Source organism: Microbacterium sp. Gd 4-13 (genome assembly GCF_003095395.1).
Classification (GTDB): Bacteria; Actinomycetota; Actinomycetes; order Actinomycetales; family Microbacteriaceae; genus Microbacterium.
This window is the reverse complement of record NZ_QEIJ01000002.1, coordinates 285,037-305,711: the sequence shown is the minus strand read 5'-3', so window position 1 is coordinate 305,711 and position 20,675 is coordinate 285,037. Positions and strand designations below refer to the sequence as shown.

At 71.4% G+C, this 20,675-nt stretch carries 17 protein-coding genes; 13 read left to right on the top strand and 4 right to left on the bottom strand.

The features are described from left to right. Positions 1-63: 63 nt before the first annotated feature. Genes DEA06_RS06185 through DEA06_RS06175 form a run of 3 tightly spaced genes read left to right on the top strand, consistent with a single transcriptional unit; the run spans position 64 to position 3,154 of the window. Entirely contained in the window at positions 64-828 is a 765-nt protein-coding gene (locus DEA06_RS06185) for a nucleoside phosphorylase (protein WP_116647089.1), read from the top strand. Then, complete coding sequence (locus tag DEA06_RS06180) at positions 828-2,210, top strand: 8-oxoguanine deaminase (protein WP_116647088.1); 1,383 nt, start codon at positions 828-830, stop codon at positions 2,208-2,210. The genes DEA06_RS06185 and DEA06_RS06180 overlap by 1 nt, the downstream gene beginning before the upstream one ends. A 2-nt stretch (positions 2,211-2,212) precedes the next feature. Then, positions 2,213-3,154: a nucleoside hydrolase gene (locus tag DEA06_RS06175; protein WP_116647087.1), complete on the top strand. Its 942-nt coding sequence runs from the start codon at positions 2,213-2,215 to the stop codon at positions 3,152-3,154. 6 nt (positions 3,155-3,160) lie between these two features. Here DEA06_RS06175 and DEA06_RS06170 read toward each other — a convergent pair whose 3' ends face one another. Then, a complete protein-coding gene (locus DEA06_RS06170) occupies positions 3,161-4,579 on the bottom strand; it encodes an HNH endonuclease signature motif containing protein (protein ID WP_116647086.1) in 1,419 nt (472 codons plus the stop codon). Positions 4,580-5,043: 464 nt separating this feature from the next. Here DEA06_RS06170 and DEA06_RS06165 point away from each other — a divergent pair, with 464 nt between their 5' ends. From DEA06_RS06165 to DEA06_RS06120, 10 genes are all read left to right on the top strand, one after another. Beyond that, complete coding sequence (locus DEA06_RS06165; RefSeq protein WP_116647085.1) at positions 5,044-5,865, top strand: FAD binding domain-containing protein; 822 nt, start codon at positions 5,044-5,046, stop codon at positions 5,863-5,865. Then, positions 5,862-8,708 (top strand): molybdopterin cofactor-binding domain-containing protein, encoded by a 2,847-nt coding sequence (locus DEA06_RS06160; protein ID WP_116647084.1) that lies wholly within the window; start codon positions 5,862-5,864, stop codon positions 8,706-8,708. Before DEA06_RS06165 ends, DEA06_RS06160 begins: the two co-directional genes overlap by 4 nt. Then, the gene (locus DEA06_RS06155; protein WP_133241707.1) at positions 8,705-9,316 is read left to right on the top strand and encodes a helix-turn-helix domain-containing protein; all 612 of its coding nucleotides are present in this window, start codon (positions 8,705-8,707) and stop codon (positions 9,314-9,316) included. The genes DEA06_RS06160 and DEA06_RS06155 overlap by 4 nt, the downstream gene beginning before the upstream one ends. Before the next feature lie 171 nt (positions 9,317-9,487). After that, positions 9,488-10,558 carry an ABC transporter substrate-binding protein gene (locus DEA06_RS06150; protein ID WP_116647082.1) on the top strand — a complete coding sequence of 357 codons (1,071 nt, stop codon included), beginning with the start codon at positions 9,488-9,490 and terminating at the stop codon, positions 10,556-10,558. A 70-nt stretch (positions 10,559-10,628) separates the two neighbouring features. Continuing rightward, complete coding sequence (locus DEA06_RS06145) at positions 10,629-12,008, top strand: amidohydrolase (protein WP_205781224.1); 1,380 nt, start codon at positions 10,629-10,631, stop codon at positions 12,006-12,008. Between the two features lie 93 nt (positions 12,009-12,101). Further along, positions 12,102-13,607, top strand: a complete 1,506-nt coding sequence (locus DEA06_RS06140) for an aldehyde dehydrogenase family protein (protein WP_116647280.1) — start codon at positions 12,102-12,104, stop codon at positions 13,605-13,607. Then, complete coding sequence (locus DEA06_RS06135) at positions 13,607-15,166, top strand: NtaA/DmoA family FMN-dependent monooxygenase (protein ID WP_165817941.1); 1,560 nt, start codon at positions 13,607-13,609, stop codon at positions 15,164-15,166. Before DEA06_RS06140 ends, DEA06_RS06135 begins: the two co-directional genes overlap by 1 nt. After that, positions 15,163-15,663, top strand: a complete 501-nt coding sequence (locus tag DEA06_RS06130) for a thiamine pyrophosphate-binding protein (protein ID WP_116647080.1) — start codon at positions 15,163-15,165, stop codon at positions 15,661-15,663. The genes DEA06_RS06135 and DEA06_RS06130 overlap by 4 nt, the downstream gene beginning before the upstream one ends. Further along, positions 15,660-16,274 carry a thiamine pyrophosphate-dependent enzyme gene (locus DEA06_RS06125; protein ID WP_116647079.1) on the top strand — a complete coding sequence of 205 codons (615 nt, stop codon included), beginning with the start codon at positions 15,660-15,662 and terminating at the stop codon, positions 16,272-16,274. The genes DEA06_RS06130 and DEA06_RS06125 overlap by 4 nt, the downstream gene beginning before the upstream one ends. After that, the gene (locus DEA06_RS06120) at positions 16,274-17,833 is read left to right on the top strand and encodes a GMC family oxidoreductase N-terminal domain-containing protein (protein WP_116647078.1); all 1,560 of its coding nucleotides are present in this window, start codon (positions 16,274-16,276) and stop codon (positions 17,831-17,833) included. The genes DEA06_RS06125 and DEA06_RS06120 overlap by 1 nt, the downstream gene beginning before the upstream one ends. Positions 17,834-17,955: 122 nt before the next feature. Here DEA06_RS06120 and add (DEA06_RS06115) read toward each other — a convergent pair whose 3' ends face one another. The 3 genes from add (DEA06_RS06115) to add (DEA06_RS06105) are packed head-to-tail and all read right to left on the bottom strand — an operon-like array spanning position 17,956 to position 20,637. Beyond that, positions 17,956-19,008, bottom strand: a complete 1,053-nt coding sequence (gene add, locus DEA06_RS06115; RefSeq protein WP_116647077.1) for an adenosine deaminase — start codon at positions 19,006-19,008, stop codon at positions 17,956-17,958. Next, positions 18,993-19,598, bottom strand: coding sequence for an XRE family transcriptional regulator (locus DEA06_RS06110; RefSeq protein WP_116647076.1), 606 nt, complete (start codon positions 19,596-19,598; stop codon positions 18,993-18,995). The genes add (DEA06_RS06115) and DEA06_RS06110 overlap by 16 nt, the downstream gene beginning before the upstream one ends. Positions 19,599-19,605: 7 nt before the next feature. After that, a complete protein-coding gene (gene add / locus DEA06_RS06105; RefSeq protein ID WP_116647075.1) occupies positions 19,606-20,637 on the bottom strand; it encodes an adenosine deaminase in 1,032 nt (343 codons plus the stop codon). Positions 20,638-20,675 lie beyond the last annotated feature (38 nt).

Here is a 20,675-nt window from a genome sequence, read left to right as displayed (position 1 = left end):
GCGGGGCCGGCTCAGGGCGGGGACTGCGGCGACATCACGTCACTGCATCCTCGAAGGAGAACCATGTCCACCGTCGACAAATCCCAGGCCGGACTCACCGAACGGCAGTACCACATCGGCATCGCGCCGGGTGAGGTCTCGTCGGTCGCGCTGCTGCCGGGCGATCCGTTCCGCGTGCCGTTCGTGGCCGAGTTCCTCACCGACGTGAAGGAGGTCGCCCACAATCGCGAGCACCGCACGATGACCGGTTGGTACAAGGGCCGCCACATCACGGCAACCTCGACGGGCATGGGCTGCCCGTCCACGGCGATCGCCGTGGAGGAGCTCGCCCGCGTCGGCGTGACCTCGTTCATCCGCGTCGGAAGTTCTGCCGGTCTCCAGCCGGGCATCGCCCCCGGCGACCTGCTCGTGAGCGAGGGAAGCCTCCGCGCCGACGGCACGACCGACGCCTACGTGCCGCGCGGGTTCCCGGCCGTTCCCGACCTCGGGCTCACCGTCGCGCTGACCCGGCACGCGGAGCGCATCGCCGCCGCATCCGGCACCCGGTCGTTCACCGGCATCAGCACGTCGAGTGACGCGTTCTACGCCGAGACGCCCGCCCTGATCACCGAGCTCAGCGCCATGGGCGTGCTCAACATCGAAATGGAGGCCTCGGCGATGTACGTCGTCGCGCGCCTGCGGGGCCTGCGCGCCGGCATGATCTGCGCCTGCTCGAGCAACCTGGTCGACGGCGATTCGCTCTACTCCGACAAGAACGCCGCACTCAAGGGCGGGTGGATGCGCTCGATCGAAGCGGCGCTCGAGACCGCGGTCGAACTGGAGCTGTGATGGCGCGCACGATCATCGAGGGCGGCTACGTCGCGGTGGTGGACGCGTCGACGGAGCTCAGCGCAGGTGCGGTGGGCACCGAGTACGACGGCGGACACGTCGTCGTGGAGGGCACCCGCATCGTCGCGGTCGGCCCGGGCCGTGCGCCCGACCAGTGGCGCGAGGGTGCGAGTGTCGTCGACGCCCGCGGGTGCCTCGTGACGCCCGGGCTCATCAACACCCACCACCACCTCTACCAGTGGCTCACGCGTGGCTACGCGCAGGACTCGATCCTGTTCGACTGGCTCACCTCGCTCTATCCGCTCTGGGCGCGGATCGACGCCGACCTCGTGGGGGCGGGCGCGGCCGGCGCGATGTCGGTGCTCGCGCGCTCGGGCTGCACGACGGTCGGCGACCACCACTACGTCTTCCCCCGCGGGGGCGGTGACATCGTGGGGTCGATCGTCGACGCCTCCGCTCGTATCGGCGTGCGGCTGCACGCGACCCGCGGCTCGATGGATCGCGGTCAGTCGCAGGGCGGGCTGCCGCCCGACTTCGCCGTCGAGTCGACGGATGCTGCGCTGGCGGCATCGCAGGAGGCGGTGGAGCGGTACCACGACGCCTCGTTCGAGTCGATGGTGCGCGTCGCGGTCGCGCCGTGCTCGCCGTTCTCGGTGACGGAGGATCTGCTGCGCGAGGCCGCCATGCTCGCCCGCTCTCTCGACGTGCGTCTGCACACCCACGCGTCGGAGACCGCCGAGGAGGACGAGTACTGCCTGGCCACGTTCGGCAAATCACCGACGGATCATCTCGGCGACCTCGGGTGGCTGGGCTCTGACGTGTGGATGGCGCACGCCGTGCGGCTCGACGACGCGGGCATCCGCCGATACGCCGAGACCGGCACGGGCGTTGCGCACTGCCCGTCGTCGAATGCGCGACTGGCCGCGGGGATCGCCCCGGTGCACGACATGCTGCGCGCGGGGGTTCCGGTCGGTCTCGGCGTCGACGGGTCGGCGTCGAACGAATCGGGGCAGCTGGGCATCGAGATCCGCGAGGCGGTGCTCATGAACCGCCTGCGCACCGGCGCCGACTCGTTCTCGGTGCGCGATGGGCTGCGCATCGCCACGATCGGCGGGGCGCGCGTGCTCGGGCGCGAGGCCGAGATCGGATCGCTCGAGGTCGGAAAGCTCGCCGACATCGCGGTGTGGCGGATCGACGGGGTGGAGCACGCGGGCATCCTCGATCCGGTGGCCGCCCTCGGTCTCGGTGCGATGCCGCCTGTCGAGCGCCTGTTCGTGAACGGGCGCGTCGTGGTCGACGGCGGGATGCTGACGGCCGCCGACGAGCACACGATCGCGGCCGAGGTCGCCGCAGCATCCAGAGAATTGGCGGGAAGGCTATGACGATGACCGACCGCATTCCGCTCGTGATCGATACCGACACGGCCGCCGACGACTGCTTCGCGCTGATGATCGGGCTCACCGATCCGCGCGCCGACCTCCGGGCCATCACGATGGTCGCCGGCAACGTCGGGTTCGAGCAGCAGGTCGAGAACGCGTTCCTCACGCTCGAGGTCATCGGGCGTCGCGGCGAGGTGCCCGTGCACCTCGGCGCACGGCAGCCGCTCGAGCGCGAATGGGCGAGCGCGTCGGACGTGCACGGCGACGGCGTCGGCGGCCAGCAGCGCGAGGGGTCGGAGCCGGCCGCGGATGAACCCGCGCCCGACGCGCTGGTGCGGCTCGCGCGCGAGCACGCGGGGGCGCTGAAGGTGGTCGCGATCGGTCCGCTGACGAACATCGCCCTGGCGGTGCAGCGCGATGCGGGGTTCGCCGCGAACGTCGCGGAGCTCGTGATCATGGGCGGCTCGATCAACGCGCGCGGCAACATCACGGCGGCCGCGGAGTACAACATCTACGTCGATCCCGAGGCCGCGCAGATCGTGCTCGACGCCGGTTTCGCGTCGGTGCGGTTCGTGACGTGGGACCCACTGTCGCTGCGCGACGTGGTCTTCGATCAGGCGAGGATCGACAGCATCCGTGCCCTCGGCACCCGCCGCAGCGACTTCTTCGTCACGGCGAACCAACAGACCTTCGACTTCGACGTGGCTGTGGGGGTGGGTGGCTCGATCCACTGCGACTCGCTGTCGGTGCTGGTCGCTCTGGAGCCCGCTCTCGTGCTCGAGGAACGCGCATACTTCGTCGCCGTCGAGACGCAGGGCGAACTCACCCGCGGCGCGACCGTGTTCGACTGGCGCGCGGTGGCGCCGCCGGTGAACGCCACAGCGATCGAGGCGATCGACCGCGGGAGGTTCGTCGAATACATGATGCGGATGCTGGCGGAGGACTGACCTGCGTCACCCCGAACGCGCGGCCTCGACGAGGTCTCGGCGCCTCACCGGCGATTTCGTGGTCGGCCGCCAGCGCTGGCCGGGATCCCACCAGACCGGTCCGAGAACCTCGGGGACCCCGTTTCTCATCCTCACTTTCCAGCCGCCCGTATCGATCGTTCGGTGGTGGAACCAGCACAACAGCACGCCGTTGTCGGTGTGCGTGGGTCCGCCGCGAGCCGCCTCGATGACGTGGTGGATCTCGCACCAGGCGGCCGGAACGTGGCAGCCGGGAATCACGCACTCCCCGTCGCGGAGCACGATCGCTTTGCGCTGGAAATGCGTGAAGACCCGGTCGTTGACCGTGATCGCGATGATCCGGCCGTTCGCGTCGAACCGCACCCGCTGCACGCCGCCGGTGCACGCGATCTGACGGGCGACCGCGATGGACACCGGTTCGTCGATCCCCTGCACGTGCGCAGTGCCGACGCCGTCGGCGACATCGGCCTCGCGCGCCGAGACCACCAGGGTGGGCGCCGCGCCGCCGATGGTCGGTAGCTGACCGGATGCGGCGGCCACCGTCAGGGCGGTCGCCAGCGCGTCGTGCTGCTTCTGAGCGCGGGTACGGGTGTCGCAGCGCGCGTCGGGATCTTCTGCGCCGTCGTGCTCCACGAAGCGCGGGCCCGCGGGACCCTCGAGCTTCGGGTTGTTGACGCTGTCTAAGATGCGCTGCAGCTGACCCGCGGTCTCGGGAAGCAGGGCGCCTCTCACCGGCACGAGCCCGTCGCGGCAGACCCCGAGGGTGAGACCGCGTTTGCGCATCGCGCGTGCATCGCGCGGTTCGGGGCCGTCTTGGTCGAGATATGCCGCCCACACCAGGGCCTGCGCCCGCAGGTCGTCGGCTGCAAGCGGCGGCATGCCGTCGGCGCCGTCGCCCCGGGCTGCCGCCGCGAGCTCTTCGTCGGCGGCGAGGATCGCTTCGCGCCCGACCGGCAACGAGGCGAGCGGGCCCGCGACGGCGACAACGCCGTCCACGCCGATGAACCCGTCGGTCAGCGCATCGCGGATCGCCGGGAAGACTGCGGGCAACACCTCGCCCGTCGCGAGCGCGGTCGACCGGCGCACACTCCGACCCGCCGTCACGACCTCACCCGCACGGCGCGACGACAACCTCGTCGTGCGCTGGACGAGCTCCTTCACGGAACGGCACCCGTACGCCGTCGTCATGCGCACCGAGAGGTCACGTTGATCCGAGCGCGCGTCGACCTCACCGATCGTGTCGACCACGAGCGCCTCGGCACGCCGCACGATCGACGCCGCAGCATCCATCACCGACAAGAGATCGCGCGCACCCAGGCCCTGCACATCGCCGTCACGCAGCTGAGCGTCGACGACGGCGGCGAGCGCCGCATCGAGGTCGCGAAGCGCCGCAGCGGTGTGTGTCATGCCTCCATTCTGACGAGGGGGTGCGACATTCCATCCCCTGATCAGGCGCCAAAACACGCGCTGTGGATAACCCGTCGAATCTTCCCCTGGGGAGGAGAGGATGCCGACCCCGGAGCACCCCACGGACCCTTCGACGAGCTCAGGGACCGCCCCGCCCGGACGGCGAAGCGGTGCGGTGGATCGAGTCGCCGGCACCGGGACGGGCGGGGAGCTCAGGGACCGCCCCCGCCCGGACGGCGAAGCGGTGCGGTGGATCGAGTCGCCGGCACCGGGACGGGCGGGGAGCCGACGGCCGCAGGCCGACGACTCGGGGCATGCGGCACGGACCATCGCACCGCGCAGCCCGCCCCGACCCGCAGCATCCGCGTCCGAACCTCCGAAGCACCCGCCGATGTTGACCCAGGAAACATTGGAGTAATCCGCGAGTGGTTGACTGACCGCACCGCACAGGAGAAGGGCGCGGCATGGACATCAACACCGTGACGAGCTTCCGCCGCGCTCGCACGCGCGACGAGCTCGTCCTCGCGCCCGGCGAGGTGTTCCTCGGCGGGGGCACCTGGCTCATGAGCGAGCCGCAGCCCGGGACCACGGGCTTCGTCGACCTCACCACGATGCCCTGGCCCGATCTCGAGATCACCCCCGAGGGCCTCCGGATCGCCGCCACCTGCACGATCGCCCGCTTCGTCGCGTGGTCGCGCAGCGCAGAGGCGCCGGCCGACTGGACCGCCATCGCCCGGGTGCCGGATGCGGCGAACGCCCTGCTGGCGAGCTTCAAGATCTGGAACACCGCGACCGTCGGCGGCAACGTCTGCCAGTCGTTCGCGGCCGGCTCGATGACCTCCTTCGCCGCCGGTCTCGACGCGACCGCCGTGGTGTGGACGCCCGACGGCGGCGAGCGCCGCCTGCCCGTGGCCGAACTGGTGACCGGGAACGCCGAGAACGCCCTCGCGCGCGGCGAGGTGCTGCGGGCGATCGAGATCCCCGCGCATTCCCTCCGCTCGCGCATGCTGCTGCAGAAGATCGCGCTCGCCGAGCTCGGCCGCTCGGGCGCGGTCGTCACCGGCCGCATCGATCCCGACGGCGCGTGCGTCTTCGGGATCACCGCGGCGACCGAGGCGCCGACCGTGCTGCGGTTCGAGGGGCTCCCGGATGCTGCGACCCTCGCCGCCGCGGTGGGTGCGGCATCGCGCTACTACGCCGACCCGCTCGGTTCGGCCGACTGGCGCCGGGGCGTCAGCATCGTGCTGGCCGAGCGCATCCGCGCGGCGCTGGAGGAGGACGCATGAGGTTCGAGGTCAACGGCGCAGGCGTCGACGCGGAGCCCCGTCCGGGCCAGTCGCTGCGCACCCTGCTGCGCGAGCACGGCCACACCGAGGTCAAGAAGGGGTGCGACGCGGGCGACTGCGGCGCGTGCGCGGTGATCCTCGACGGCGCGCCCGTGCACTCGTGCATCATCCCCGCCATGCGGGTCGAGGGTGCCGCCGTCACCACGGCCACGGGCCTCGCTCCCGGCGACGACCTGCACCCCGTGCAGGAGGCGATCGCGACCGGCTTCGGGTTCCAGTGCGGGTTCTGCACGGCCGGCATGTCGGTCACGGCGTCGACCCTCTCCCCCGACGACCTGCCCGACCTGCACCGTCACATGAAGGGCAGCCTCTGCCGCTGCACGGGCTATCGTCCGATCCGCGAGGCGATCGAAGCATCCGTTCTGGGTCCGGTGCGCGAGACCGGCGCGGGCCTGACGTCGAAAGACCACAACACCCGGACGCTCGAGGGCGCGGCTCCGGGTGTCGTGGACTCTCAGGCGAGAGACGACGCGAGCGAGCCCCAGGGCGTCGGCGCGTCACCCGTGCCGCCCGCGGCGCGCGGCATCGTGCAGGGGCTCGAGCCGTACACCTTCGACGAACCGGTGCCGGGCGCCCTGTTCCTGCGCGTGCTGGGCTCGCCGCACGCGCACGCGCGGATCGTCGCGATCGACACGACGGCCGCCCGCAGCATCCCGGGCGTCGTCGCCGTCTTCACGCACGAAGACGTCCCGTCGACGCGCTACTCCACGGGGCGTCACGAGCACCGCACCGACGACCCCGACGACACACGGATGCTGGACGACACGGTGCGCTTCATCGGACAGCGCGTTGCGGCCGTCGTCGCCGAGACCTCCGCCGCCGCGGAGGCCGCGTGCCGCGCGATCGCCGTGACCTACGACGCGCTGCCCGCCGTCTTCGAGCCGGAGGAGGCGCGGAGCCCCGGCGCGCCGCTGCTGCATCCCGACCGCACCCCCGACGACCGCGTCGCCGAGGCCGGCCGCAACGTGGTCGCGGCGTTCCACGAGGAGCACGGCGACACGCGGGCCGCGCTCGCGGCGAGCGCCGTCACCGTCAGCGGAACCTGGCGCAACGCCCGCGTCTCGCACGCGCAGCTCGAGACGCACGGCGCGATCGGCTGGCTCGACGACGAGGGGCGGCTGGTGATCCGCGCGAGCACGCAGGTGCCGTTCCTCACGCGCGACGAACTCGCCCGCATCTTCGACCTCGACCCGTCGCGCGTGCGGGTGCTGACCGCCCGGGTCGGCGGCGGGTTCGGGGGGAAGCAGGAGATCTTCGCCGAAGACCTCGTCGCCCTCGCGGTGCTGCGCACGGGCCGCCCCGTCGCGTACGAGCTCTCGCGCACCGACGAGTTCCAGCGCACCTCGGTGCGGCACCCGATGCGCGTCTCGGTGACCCTCGGAGCCACGGCCGAGGGGGTGCTCACCGCGATGCGGGTCGACGTGCTGAGTGACACCGGTGCGTACGGCAACCACGCCATCGGCGTCATGTTCCACGGCGTCGCCGAGTCGACCACGGTGTACCGCTGCCCCGTGCGGCGCATCGACGCGGAGGCGGTCTACACGAACAACGTGCCGTCGGGGGCCTTCCGCGGGTACGGACTCGGCCAGGTCATGCTCGGCGTGGAGTCGGCGATGGACATGCTCGCCGAGCGCCTGGGCATCGACCCGTTCGAGCTGCGCCGCATCAATGCGGTGCGCGAGGGCGACCGGCTCCACCCCGACCACGTGCCCCACGAGGAAGACCTCGTCTGGGGCAGCTACGGCCTCGACCAGTGCCTCGACCTCGCGCAGGCGGCGATGGAGCGCGGCAACGGCGTGGCAGCCCCCGCGGGCGAGAACTGGCGGGTCGGCGAGGGCATGGCGATCGCGATGATCGCGACCATGGCCCCCCGCGGACACATCTCCCACACCTCGGTCACGCTCCGCCGCGACGGCACGTTCGCGCTGCGGGCGGGCACGGCCGAGTTCGGCAACGGCACCACGACCGTGCTGCGGCAGATCGCCGCATCCGATCTGTCGGCCTCGTTCGACCGCCTCGACCTGCGCACCGCCGACACCGACCTCGTCTCGCACGACACCGGCGCGTTCGCCTCGGCCGGCATCACGGTCGCCGGCAAGGCCCTCCACGCCGCGTGCCTGTCGCTGCGCGACCGCCTGCTGCAGGTCGCGCGGGAGATCGCCTCCCCCACGCCGCGAGAGCGTGCGGTTTCGACGCAAGAGGAGGAGGCGCGGCTCGAAGCCGGCGGGGTGCGGGTCGGAGAGCGACTCGTTCCGTTCGACGAGATCGTGGATGCTGCGGGCGAGAGCACCGACGAAGGATTGCGCGCCGAGGGGAGCGAGCACGGCAACGTGCGCTCGCTCGCGTTCAACGTGCACGCGGTGCGGGTGGCGGTCGACGTGGAGACCGGCACGGTGAAGGTGCTGCAGTCGGTGCACGCCGCCGACGCGGGGTTCGTCATGAACCCGGCGCAGTGCCGCGGCCAGATCGAGGGCGGCGTCGCGCAGGGCTACGGCAGCGCGCTCTACGAAGAGGTCTACATCCAGCCCGACGGGCGTGTCGAGAACCCGGTGTTCCGCACCTACCGGGTGCCGCAGTTCGCCGACATCCCCGACACCGAGGTGTACTTCGCCGACACCGACGACGCGATCGGACCGTTCGGGGCGAAGTCGATGAGCGAGTCGCCCTACAACCCCGTCGCCCCCGCCGTCGGCAACGCGATCGCCCGCGCGCTCGGCACGCGCGGCTACGAGCAGCCCTTCTCGCGCGACCGCGTGTGGCGGCTGGCGCAGGGCACCGCGTGACGACAGCGCCTATCGTGGAGCCCGTGCCCGTCGCCCCCGACCACGACGCCCTCATCGGGCAGTCGCTGGGGCGTGCGATCCGCGAGGCCCGCACGGCTCGCAAACTCTCGATGCGCGCCCTCGCCGCCGAAGCCGAAATCAGCCAGCCGTTCCTCAGCACGATCGAGAACGGGCAGACCATGCCGTCGCTCGCGTCGCTCTACCGGATCGCGAAGGTGCTCGGCATCTCTCCGTCGGCGCTCCTGCCCGCGATGCCCGAGCCCGAGGTCGTGCACCTCTCGAGGGCGGATGCGGGCACCTGGGCGCCGATCGCCGACGTCGCCCACACGGGGGTCCATCGCGTCATCTCCTCGGCCGGCGCCCGCGCCGCGACCGTGCAGGAGTACCGGATCGAACCGGGCCAGTACATGGGCGACTGGTTCGAGTCGGACGGAGACCTCACCGTCTACGTCGTCGCCGGACGCATCACCGTCTCGATCGAGGGGCGCGGCGAATGGGAGCTCGGTGCGGGCGACGCGATCGCCCACCCGGGGGCCCTGCGCAACCGCTGGTCGGTCGTCGGCGACGACCCCGTGCGCATCCTGCTGGTCTACGCCGGCGGTCACTGAGATCCCCGCATCGCGAAACGAACACGTAACGTGATCGCTATTTGCAATCAACGATAGGTATTTACTATCGGAGCAGGGCCGCCTTCCCCGGGTCCTCGTCGCTTCACCCGCAGCGATGACACCGTTCCGCCGCGCCCGCCTGCCGGGCGCCGCGAGGAGAGCGAGAGAGCCATGACCTCGACCCGTCCCCTGCTTCGCCGATTCGCCGCCGGAGCAGCCGTGGCCGTCGGCGCCCTGCTGCTGTCCGCCTGCGCCGGCGGCGCAGCATCCGCCCCGTCGGAGAGCTCCGCCGACAGCGCGGGCCTCGGCGACCTGACCGTGCAGCTCAGCTGGATCCTGAACGAGGAGTGGTCGGGCGAGCTCATCGCCGACGCGGAGGGCTACTACGCCGACGCGGGGCTCGCCTCGGTGCAACTCGTACCCGGTCCTTCGAGCGGTGTGCCCGAACTGCTCTCGGGCACCGCCGATCTGTCGCTGACCGACGCCCTCTCGGTGGGCGCCGCCGTCGCGAACGAAGCGGCACCGCTGAAGATCATCGGCGCGACGTTCCAGAAGAACCCCTTCACGATCGCCTCCCTCGCCGACGGCGCCGACATCACGACGCCGCAAGACATGATCGGCAAGAAGATCGGCGTGCAGGACTCCAACCGGGCCGTCTTCGACGCGTTCCTCGCCGCGAACGGCATCGACACCTCCGAGGTCGACATCGTGCCCGTGCAGTACGACCCCGCACCGCTGACCACCGGCGAAGTCGACGGGCTCATCGCGTTCGTCACGAGCCAGTCCGTTGCGATCGAGCTGCAGGGGATCGAGGTCACCGACCTGCTCTTCGCCGACAACGGCCTGCCGTTCGTCGGACACGTCATCACCGTCACCGACGACACCATCGCCTCCGACCGCGATGCCCTCAAAGCCTTCCTCACGGCCGAGATCCGCGGCTGGAACGACGCCGTGGCCGACCCCGGCGTCGGAGCCCAGCTCGCCGTCGACGAGTACGGCACCGACCTCGGGCTCGATCTCGAGAGCTCGACGGCCAGCGCGACCGCCCAGGCGGAGCTGCTCGTCGTCTCGGACGAGACGGTCGAGAATGGCCTGTTCACCATCTCGGCCGACCTGCAGGAGCAGACGCTGGCGAGCCTGGCCACGTCGGGCTACGCGCTCACCACGGCCGACCTGTTCGACCTCACCCTGCTCGACGAGGTCTACGCCGAGAACCCCGACCTCGTCGCCTCCCCGCGCTGAGCCGCCGGGCCGGGAGCGCATCCCGGCCCGGCCTCCGCCGCATCCCGCACCCCACCCAGGAAGCACCTCCATGAGCATCACCCCCACGATCCTGCTGACCCCCGACGTCGTGCTGACGATGGACGACGAGCGCTCGGTGCTCGAGGGCGCCGCCGTCGCCGTGCAGGGCGACGCGATCGTCGCCGTCGGTCCGCGGGCAGACCTCGAGGCCGCCTACCCCGGCGCCGCCCGGATCGACCTGCCCGACCGGGTGCTCATGCCGGGCCTGGTGAACGCCCACCACCACTCGGGCATGCTGCGCGGCACCGCCGAGCATCTGCCGGTGTGGGAGTGGCTGCGCCTGCACATCGACCCGATGCACCGGGTGCTCCGCCCCGACGAGGCGGAGGCCGCCGCCTGGCTCTGCTACGCGGAGGGGCTCCTGTCGGGCACCACCACGGTGGTCGACATGTGGCGCTACATGGACGGCGCCGCGCGCGCGGCATCCGCCCTCGGCAACCGCCTGGTCACGGTCAACTACGTCGGCGAGCACCCCGACTTCGACTACTTCGACACCCTCGACGACAACGAGCGGATGCTGACGCAGTGGGCCGGCGCGGCGAACGGCCGCATCATGCCGTGGGTCGGCCTCGAGCACCCGTTCTACGCCGACGAAGCCGGGCAGCGCCGGGCCGTGGACCTCGCGAAGGCGTACGACACGGGCATCTACACGCACTGCAGCGAGGCCGAGATCGAGGTCGCCGACTTCGTCTCGCGCTACGGCGTGCGGCCGATGTTCGCGCTCGAGAAGCTCGGCTTCTTCGACACCCCGCGCGCGATGATCGCCCACGCGGTGTGGCTCGACCAGGCCGAGGTCGAACTCATCGCCGCGCGCGGGGTCGGCGTCTCGCACAACCCCGTGTCGAACATGAAGCTCGCCAGCGGCATGGCGCCGATCGCCGAGATGCTCGCGGCGGGCGTGAACGTGGGCCTGGGCACCGACGGCGAGAAGGAGAACAACAACCTCGACATGTTCGAGGAGATGAAGGTCGCCTCCCTCCTCGGCAAGCTCCGCACGATGGATGCGGCGGCCATGGACTCCTGGCAGGTGCTGCAGATGGCGACCCGCGGCGGCGCGGCGGCCATCGGCCGCGGCAGCGACATCGGAGCGATCGCGCCCGGCTTCCAGGCCGATCTCGTCGCCGTCCGCACCGACACCCCGCGGATGACGCCGCTGCTGCCGTCGGGCGGATACGCGAACGTGCACCACAACCTCGTGCACGCCGTACGCGGATCGGACGTCGACCTGACCATGGTCGCGGGCGACGTCGTCGTACGCGACGGCCGACTCGTGCACGCCGACCTGGGCGAGATCATCGACCGCGTGCGCTCGCTCGTGCCCGACCTCTTCGCCCGCCGCTCGGCCTGGCTCGACGCCCAGGACGACCCGACCGGCCTCTTCCACGGCTGACACACGAGAAGCGAACGGCCGTAACACGGCCTTCGTAGCCTCTCGAACAACCGCGTGCACGACCACGCCCCCCACCTCGCGACGGAGAAGCCCATGACGATCGAGATCACCCGCGGCGCGCTCCGCGAGCGCGTCGCCGCGTTCCTGGCCGACGACCCGGGGCGCCTCCTCGTGGGCGGCCGCTGGACCCCCGCCCACGACGGCGCGACCTTCGCCACGCTCGATCCCGCCACCGGCGAGACGCTCGCGATGGTCGCGCGCGGATCGAGTGCGGACGCGGATGCTGCGGTGGCCGCCGCATCCGCCGCCCGCGCGTCGTGGGCCGACATGCGGCCCGCCGACCGGGGTGCGCTGCTGTGGCGCATCGCCGACCTGATGCAGGAGCACCTCGACGACCTCGCCGAGCTCGAGACGCTCGACCAGGGCAAGAGCGTGCGCACCTCACGCTTCGGCGAGGTGCCCGCCGCGATCAACCAGTTCCGCTACTACGCGGGATGGCCGACGAAGATCGTCGGCGAGACGATTCCGACGTCGCTGAGCCGCACACCGCCGGGCAAGGAGGTCTTCGCCTACACGCGGCGCGAGCCCGTCGGCGTGGTCGCGGCGATCGTGCCGTGGAACTCGCCGCTCATCATGACGGCGATGAAGCTCGCCCCCGCGCTCGCTGCCGGCTGCACGATCGTGCTGAAGCCGGCGGAGAACACCCCGCTGACGGCGCTGTACCTCGGGCGCCTGCTGCAGGAGGCGGGCGTGCCCGACGGCGTCGTCAACATCGTCACCGGCTTCGGCGGCGAGGCGGGGCAGGCCCTGGCCGAGCACCCCGGGGTCGCGAAGGTGGCCTTCACCGGTTCGACCGCGGTCGGAAAGCGCCTCGTCGCCACCGCCGCCGGGAGCCTGAAGCGGCTCACCCTGGAGCTCGGGGGCAAGTCACCCGCTCTCGTGCTCCCCGACGCCGACCTCGCCCAGGCCGTGGACGGCATCTCGCGCGGAATCTTCGACAACGGCGGCCAGGTGTGCGTCGCGAGCGCCCGCGTCTACGCCCACCGCTCGGTCTACCGCGATGTCGTCGACGGGATCGCGGCGGCGGGCGAGAAGCTGCGGCTCGGACACGGTCTCGACCCCGACGCCGACCTCGGACCCCTCGTCAGCCTCGCCCAGGCCGAGCGGGTGGCCGGCTTCATCGACGAGGGCCGGGCGCAGGGCGCGACCGTCGTCACGGGCGGCGAGCGCTCGGGCGACGCCGGCACGTTCTTCGCGCCGACGGTGCTCACCGACGTGCGGGCCGACATGCGCCTGATGCGCGAGGAGATCTTCGGCCCCGTCGCGGTCGTCACCCCCTACGACGACCTCGACGAGGTGGTGGGGTGGGCGAACGACTCGCCGTACGGCCTCGCGGCGAGCGTGTGGACGGAGGGTCTCAGCGACGCCCACCGCGTGGCGGCGCGCCTGCAGGCGGGCACCGTGTGGGTGAACTGCCACTCGTTCCTCGGACCGGAGCTCCCCAAGGGCGGCCACAAGGAATCGGGATGGGGCTACGAGAACGGCGCCCAGGGCTTGGAGAACTACTTGGAGACGAAGACGGTGGTGATGGTGCTGTGATGAAACGGATCAGGCTCGGGGTCTTCGAGATGATGAACCCCAGCAACGGGATGCCGACGTGGACCGACCCGCGCGGCCGCGGCGTCGACTGGGACGACCTCGATCACTGGGTGACGCTCGCGCGCGAGCTCGACGCCGCGGGGTTCGACTTCCTCTTCTTCGCCGACACCTACGGCTATGCGACCCTCGACGGGCGGATGCCCGAAGAGGTGGCGGCGCACGGCATCCAGTTTCCCGCCCTCGACCCGATGCTCGCGATCGCGGCCCTCGCCCGCGAGACCGAGAGCCTCGGCTTCGTCGTGACGTCGCCCACCACCGTGGAGCGCCCGTACGCCACGGCCCGCCGCTTCGCCACCCTCGACCGGCTCACCGGCGGACGCATCGGGTGGAACATCGTCACCGGCAGTTCGCAGGCGACGACCGACGAGCTGTTCGGCGTCACCGAGCAGCTCACTCACGACGAGCGGTACGACGCCGCCGACGCCTTCCTCGACACGTGCCTGCGGTACTGGGAGCACAGCTGGGACGACGACGCCGAGGTGCGCGACCGGGCGAGCGGCGTCTACGCCGACCCCGCGAAGCTGCGGCCCGTCGAGGTCGAGGGGCGCTTCCAGCGCTCGCGCGGGATCTTCGCGGTGCCGCCGACACCCCAGCGCACGCCCGTGCTCTTCCAGGCCGGCACCTCCGACCGAGGCCGCGCGTACGCCGCCCGCAACGCCGAGGCCGTCTTCATCCAGGGGCAGACGATCGCCTCGGCCGCCGCCCACGTCCAGGACATCCGCGAGCAGGCGGTGAAGAACGGGCGTGCGGCCGACGACGTCGCCGTGGTCACCGGCATGACCGTGACGGTGGCGCCCACCTCGGAGGAGGCCCGGATGCTGCGCGCCGAGTACGAGGCGCTCCTCGGCCTCGACGACGCGGCCGTGATGTTCGCGGGCATCACCGGGCTCGACCTCACGGGCCTCGACCCCGAGATGCGGGTCGCGGACCTCAAGACCGATCTCGGGCAGACGCTCGTGCAGCGCTACGCGCGGCAGGACCCCGACATGCGCGTCGGGCAGATCCTCGACCAGTTCCGCACGAAGGCGATCCGCGGCTTCCAGGTCACCGGGTCGCCGGTCGAGGTCGCCGACGAGATCGAGCGCATCGTCGACGGCTCCGGCATCGACGGGATCATGCTCGAACCGACCTTCGGCGGCCTCGACGCCTACCGCGCGTTCATCGAGCTCGTGCTGCCGATCCTCGTCGACCGCGGACGCGCGGGCGGTCCCGATCCACGCGTCCGGTCCCTCAGCTTGTCGAAGGGTCTGGACGCTTCGACAGGCTCAGCGACCGGACCACGGAACGGTCTGGACGCTTCGACAGGCTCAGCGACCGGACCACGGAACGGTCTGGATGCTTCGACAGGCTCAGCGACCGGACCACGGTCCACCGCCGCCGCGCCCCTCACGCTGCGCGAGCGCTTCACCGGCGCTCCGCGCCTCGCACCGACCCACCGCGCGCACGGGCTCTCGGCCCGCGCCGCCGACGACCACGAGATGGGAGCCACCGAGAAATGAGAGCCGACGCCGTCGACGCGGTCATCCGCGGCCTGAAGAGGGCCGGGGTGAGCGTCGCGACCTATCTTCCCGACTCGCTCCTGAAGGAGCTCTACCCGGCGCTCGACGCCGACCCCGACATCCGCACCATCCCCGTCACGAACGAGGGCGAGGGCGCGGCGATCGCCGGCGGCGTCTTCCTCTCGGGAAAGCGCGCCGTGCTCGTGATGGAGAACTCCGGGCTCCGCGCCGCCACCGAGCACCTCGCCCGCATGGGACTCGGCGCCGGCATCCCGGTCGTGATGATCATGAGCTACCGGGGAGAGATGGGCGAGAACAACTGGTGGGCGATCCCCCACGGGATCACGATGGAACCGCTGCTGCAGGCACTGCGCACCCCCTACACGATCGTGCGCGACGTCGATGAGCTCGAGACCGCGATCGTGCGCGCCTACGACACCGCCTACGCCTCGTACTACCACGCGGCGATCGTCCTCGGAGGAGACCTGGTCCGATGAGCTACTCCCGATTCGAAGCCATGAAGCTCCTCGGCGCGCGTCTCGCCGACGAGCTCGTCATCCTCTCCCTCGGCGGCGCGGTCGACGAGTGGTACAACGCCGCCCCGCACATGCGCGACGCGAGCCTGTTCCAGCAGCAGCTCGGCTGCGTCACCCCCGAGGCCTTCGGCCTCGCGGTGGGCCTCCCGCACCGCCGCATCGTCTCGCTCGACACCGACGGCGGACTGCTGTTCAACCTCGGCATCCTCGCCACCCTCGGCAACGAACGCCCCGAGAACCTCTTCATCGTGGTCTGGGACAACGAGCAATACCAATCCATCGGTGGGCCGGCCACCCACACCGCGAAGGGGCGCGTCGACCTCGCCGCGATCGCCCGCGGCGCCGGCGTCGACCAGGCGCACACGGCCGAGATCCTCGAGGAGTTCGACGCGCACTGCGCCGCCGGGCTCGCCGCATCCGAGCCGTACATCGTCGTCGCCAAGACCGACGGGATCCTCGAGCCCGGCATCAAACGCAAGCACTCCGACGGCCGAGAAGACAAGTACATCTTCGTCCGACACGTCGAGGCCACCGAGGGCATCAGCATCATGGGCCCGAGCGAGCACAACTGATGCCCGTGGTGACCGCGCCGGCGCCCGACTACGACCTCATCGTGGTCGGCGGCGGCGCGGCCGGGAGCGTGCTGGCCGCCCGCCTCTCGGAAGACCCCGACCGGCGGGTGCTGCTGATCGAGGCGGGGCCCGACCACCGCGGGGTGCGCGAGATCCTCGACGCCGCGCACTGGGACGCCATGATCGGCGGGCCGTACGACTGGGGCTACCGCTCCACCCCGACAGACCACGTGCTCGGGCGCTCGCTCGCGATGCCCCGCGGCAAGGTGCTGGGCGGCAGCTCGAGCACGAACGCCATGCTCTGGTACCGCGGCAACCGCGCCGACTACGACGCGTGGGCGGCCGCCGGGGCGACGGGGTGGGGGTACGACGACCTCCTGCCGTCCTTCCGGCGCTCGGAGTCGCGGGCGGGCGGCGACCCGGCCTTCCGCGGCACCGACGGACCCATGCGCGTCGGCCCGCTCGCCGACGTGCACCCGATCGCCGACGCCCTCATCGCCGCCTCGGCCGAGCGCGGCCTGCCCGTGCTCGACGACGCCAACGGCGCGACGAACGAGGGAGCCGTCTACGCCGACTACAACGCGGTCGCCGGAGCGGACGGGGCCTTCGAACGGTGGAGTACCGCCCGGGCCTACCTCGAGCCCGCGCTCGCGCGCGAGAACCTTCACGTGCTCGTCGGGAGCGCCGTGCACGGAGTCGTCGTCAGAGGCGGTGTCGTCACCGGCGTGCGGCACGTCGTCAACGGCTCGCTCGTGACCACGACGGCCGCGCGCACGGTGCTCGCCGCCGGCGCCCTCGACACCCCGCGTCTGCTGCAGCTCTCGGGCATCGGCGACCCGGTGCGCCTCGCCGCCGCCGGAATCGACGCCGTGCACGACCTGCCCGGGGTGGGCGAGAACTTCCAGGACCACCCGTTGATCCTCGGCATGAACTTCCGCGCCCGCGCCGACCTCGGCCCCGTGATCGGCAACGGCGGGGGCGCGATGCTGAACTGGCGCAGCACCCACGCCGAAGCCGGGCCCGACCTGCACACCGTCATCGCGCACGGCTCGCGCGGCGACGAGGCGCTCCACGCCGCGCACGACCTCTCCGGCAACCGCGTGTTCGCGCTCGTGCCGGGGCTGTACCGCTCGCGGAGCACCGGGTGGGTGCGCGTGCGCTCGGCCGACCCCGCAGCATCCGCCGATATCCACCCGAACTACCTCGCCGACCCGACCGACCTCGCCGCCATGGTCGAGGCCGTCGACGCGGTGCACGACCTCGTAGCCACGGCGGCCTACGCCGATCTCGCCGAGGGCCCGATCACCCCGCCGCACGGCCTCGACCACGCGGCGAAGGTGCGCTTCGTGCGCGAGAACATCGGCACGTTCTTCCACTGCTCGGGCACGGCCCGCATCGGCACCGACGACCTCGCCGTCGTCGACCCGGCTCTGCGGGTGCGCGGCCTGGAGGGCCTGTGGATCGCCGACGCCTCGGTCATGCCCACCATCCCGACCTGCAACACCCAGGCTCCCACCGTCGCGATCGCCGAGCGGGCCGCCGAGCTGCTGCGCGCCTGAGCGCCCGCGCACACCGGAGGGGATGTGCAGTCCGGAGGGCGGATGCGGCGGAACGCACCTCCCGTGCGCACATCTCCTCCCGTGTGAACCACGGACGGATGCGGCGCACCGCCCGACCGGCGTCAGCGCTCGAGGAGGGCGTCGAGCGCGAGGAACTGCGCGGTGAAGTCGGCGCGCAGCATCCGCTTCTGCTCGTCGTCGCAGAACGCGGCGTCGATGCCGTCGAGCGCGATGCGCTTCGCCGTCTCGGCGTCGACGCCCATGGCGAGAAGTCCCTCGCGGTACTCGCGGCCGAGGTCGGTGCGGAAGAACATCGCGTCGTCGGTCGAGACCGCTACGGCGAGCCCCGCGTCGATCATGCGGCGGATGCGGTGGGCGGGGTCGAGGGTCCATCCCGAGCAGATCGTCGTCGACACCGGGGTGACGGTGAAACGGATGCCGCGGCCCCGTGCCAGCGCGACCACCTCCGGATCGTCGACGATGCGGTAGCCGTGGTCGAGCCGGTGGCAGCCGAGCACCTCGATCGCCTCGCGGACGGCCGCGGGGGACGCCGCATCCGTCTCGCCCACGTGGGCGGTCAGAAGCAGGCCGTGCGCGGCGGCGAGGCGGTAGGCGTCGGCGAACCGCGTGGGGTCTTCGGTGTTCTCGGGGGTGAGGTCGTCCTGTCCGAGCCCGACCACCGCCCGACGCGGGTGCGCGAGGATCTGCCGCACGAGCTCGACCGCCGCATCCCCCGACTCGCGACGGTTGATGGCGACGACGATGCGGAAGCCGACGCCGAAATCGCGTTCGGCCCGCTCGAGTCCCGTGATGATCGGATCGATCACCTGCGTGTACGACAGGCCCCGCTCGGCGAAGTACTGCGGATTGACGTAGTACTCGCGGTAGCGGAGGTTGCCGTCGGCGACCGCGGAGCGCACGCCGTCATAGGCCACCCGCTCGAAATCGTCGGGGTCGCGGATGACGTCGTGCGCATAACGGAAGGCCACGAGGAAGTCGACGAGATCGTCGAAGTCGAAGAGTGTGGCCGGGTCACTCGACGGCAGGTCGACGCCGTGCTTCGCGGCGAGCTCGACGAACAGCGCGGCCGACATCGTGGAGACGAAGTGACAGTGCAGCTCGGTCTTCGGCAGCAGTTGCAGGTAATCGGCGTACGAGATCATGCGCTGCGCCATCCGCTCGGCCCCTGCTTGACCACGAGCAGCCGGTAGGCCTCCCCCGTCGCCGACCACCAGCGGTGCGCCACCCCGCCCCGGTAGTAGACCGAGTCGCCTCGACCGAGGGTCTGGATCTCGCCGGCGAGGTCGACGCGAACGGCTCCCGCCAGCACGTAGACGAACTCGTCCTCGGCGTGCACGTACGCCTCGCCCGCCGAGACGTTCTCGCCCACGACCTCGAGCGGATGCATCGGCCTCGTCCCGTGCGCGAGGGTGCGGGCCGGGGCCGCGGCGAACCCGTCGTCGACCAGCCGCTCGTCCGATCGATGCACCTCGACCTCGGCCGCCTTCTCGTCGGGGGCGTCGGCGGCGGCGATCAGCTCGATCGGGCTGGTCTCCAGTGCCACCGCCACACGTCGAAGGGTCGACAGGCTGGGCTGCGCGAGACCGCGCTCGAGCTGGCTGAGGAACGGATGCGACAGATCGGTCGCGTCGGCGAGCTGCACCAGCGTCATCGCGCGGGCGTGACGCAGGAGGCGGATGTGCGCGCCCAGGCGCAGACTCGCGGCCCTCTCGTCGTGCACCGCTCCCTCGACCGTCGTCGTCATGTCGGCCTCAGGCGGGGAGCGCCACTCCGTGGTCGGTCGCGTACGCCTCCACCGCGGCCACGAAAGCGGCCCGGCGCGAGGGAGTGAGCCACGACGCCTCGAAGGAGTTGATCGCGAGCTGCACGAGGTCGGTCTGCGAGAGGCCCGCCTGCTCGGCGAGGGCGACGTAGTTCTCGCCGACGTAGGCGCCGAAGTAGGCCGGGTCGTCGGAGTTGACCGTCACGCGCAGTCCTTCGCGCAGGAGCCCGACGATCTCGTCGGCCTTCATCTGCTCGGTCACGAACGAGTTCGACACGGGGCAGGTGGTGAACCCGAGGCCGCGCTCCTTCGCGAGGGCGACGAGCGCGGGGTCTTCGACGATGTTCGTCCCGTGGTCGATGCGGTCGACCCCGATCTGCTCGATGACCGCGCGGATGTTGTCGACCGAACCGACCTGGTCGATGTCGCAGTGCATCGTGAGGAAGAACCCCTCGGCCTTCGCGCGGGCGAAGACGTCGGCGAACTTTCCGGGCGGATTGTCGCGCTCGTCGGAGTCGAGGCCGACACCGATGATCCACGCCTTGTACGGCAGCGCCTCCATGAGCGTCGTCATCGCGTGCTCGGCCGAGAAATCGCGGAGGAAGCAGAGGATCAGCTCGGCCGAGATGCCCAGCTCGCTCTCGGCGCGGACCGCTGCCCGACGGTAGCCGCCGATGACGTTGCCGAAGGGCACCCCGCGACTCGTGTGCGCCTGCGGGTCGAAGAACATCTCCGCGTGCACGACGCCCTGCTCCTTCGCGCGCAGCAGGTACGCCCAGGCGAGGTCGTGGAAGTCGTCGGCCGTCTGCAGCACGTTCATCGCCGGGTAGTACACCGCGAGGAAGCTCGTCAGGTCGGTGAAGTCGTATGTCGCCTTCACCGCGTCGACGGTCTTCTCGGCGAGCTCGATGCCGTTGCGCGCGGCGAGGTCGAACTTGAGCTCGGGCTCGAGCGTTCCCTCGAGGTGCAGGTGCAGCTCGGCCTTGGGCAGGCCGAGGGCGAAGTCGGTCAGGGAGGTCATGCGGGAGTGTCCTTTCGGGCGGACGGATGCGGCGGAGA